General features: G+C 34.1%; 1 protein-coding gene. It reads left to right on the top strand.

Annotated elements, in window-relative coordinates; genetic code table 11:
• The first annotated feature begins 183 nt into the window (after positions 1–183).
• Positions 184–1,431, top strand: coding sequence for a site-specific integrase (locus ESB04_RS12335; protein ID WP_129028055.1), 1,248 nt, complete (start codon positions 184–186; stop codon positions 1,429–1,431).
• The last annotated feature ends 22 nt before the right edge of the window (positions 1,432–1,453 follow it).

Raw genomic sequence — 1,453 nt, 5'->3', positions numbered from 1 at the left:
AAATTTCATGGCAATTTGTGTGGATTTGTTTTAAGAGTTTTCTAATGGTTTAAATCAAAAGGGGAATAAACTGGTGCGTTATCGGTGACTTAACCTCTACTAATGGTACAATTCATTCCCCTTTTTTGCACAAGTAGCTTCTAACTATCTATACATCAAAGATTTAAACTAAAATTTAAATCAATGAGTGTGAAACTTTCTATCTGGATTAGACCAAGCCAGAAAAATGTCGAAAACAAAACCCCAATCTTTCTTAGAATCCAACTCAATATGGTTAGAACTGAATATTCGGTAGGGGAATCTGTAACAATTAAAGAGTGGGATAACAAAAAGCAAAAGGTAAAAGGTTTTTCTGCCCACGCTGAAGCAATTAATGGAAAAATAGGAGCCATTAAAGCCAGGGCGTTAAAAATTTATAATGAATTATTATTATCGGGAGAACCGTTCAATGCACACACAATCAAAGACCGTTTGGTAAACGGTTTAACCAAGGCGATAACCTTCGATGAGTTGATGGATGAGTATCTTACCAAGATGAAATCTCTCAAAGGTCAAAGCTACTCTCAACCCACTATCATCAAATACAGAAATACCCAGCTAAGAGTATCTCAATTCGTGAAGAAGAAATATAAACGGAATTATATCTTCTTGTACGAACTTGATTTCGATTTTATAGATGGTTTTGAAACCTTCCTAAAAACTGAATTCAATAATTCAAATACCACATGCAAAAAACACTATGACCGAGTGAGTAAAATTGTCCGAATCGCACTTAACAAAGGTTACATCAATAGGTTTCCATTTAGTGGTTACAAAATCAAGCTTGATAAAACACCATTGGTCTACCTAACCTACGAAGAGGTTCAAAAGATTGAAGCTAAAAAATTTGACATAGATCGTTTAGAACATTGTCGACTTCTTGCACTTCTTGGATGTTATTCTGGTCTATCTTTTAAAGAAATGGCCAATCTGGAACCAAAACATATTATAAGTTCTGATGGTGAAGTCCATTGGATTAGCATGGTGAGACAGAAAACTAAAAGACCATATCGAGTTGTGCTTCTACCTCAAGCGTACCAGCTAATTCAAGAATTGCAAAAGTTTAAAAAGGGTAGTAGAGATCAATCAAAATTGATACCAATGTTTAGCAATCAGAAGTATAATTCTTATCTCAAAGAAATTGCTGATCTCTGTGGAATTCAGAAGCGGTTAACGACCCATGCCCTAAGAAAAACTTTCACAATAGGAATAGCTCTCAGACAAAATGTAAGTATTGAATTAATTTCTGCTCTACTTGGTCATTCTAGCATTAGAGTAACAACAGACTATTATGCAAAAATAACAGATGAGATCATGATTGAGGGTGTTAAGAATTTAGCTACTCAACTGGAGAGATTTAATTCAAAAACTTCTAAAAACTCAAATGAGTAATCCTATTTACTGCCAATTTAAG

The sequence above is a fragment of the Aquirufa rosea genome (assembly GCF_004118285.1).
Classification (GTDB): domain Bacteria; phylum Bacteroidota; class Bacteroidia; order Cytophagales; family Spirosomataceae; genus Aquirufa; species Aquirufa rosea.
Note: the sequence above shows the minus strand (reverse complement) of the source record. Positions and strands in the feature narration are given on the sequence as shown.

Coding starts and splice junctions, on each gene's coding strand:
- ESB04_RS12335 (WP_129028055.1), top strand. CDS start 184: ATGAGTGTGAAACTTTCTATCTGGATTAGACCAAGCCAGAAAAATGTC.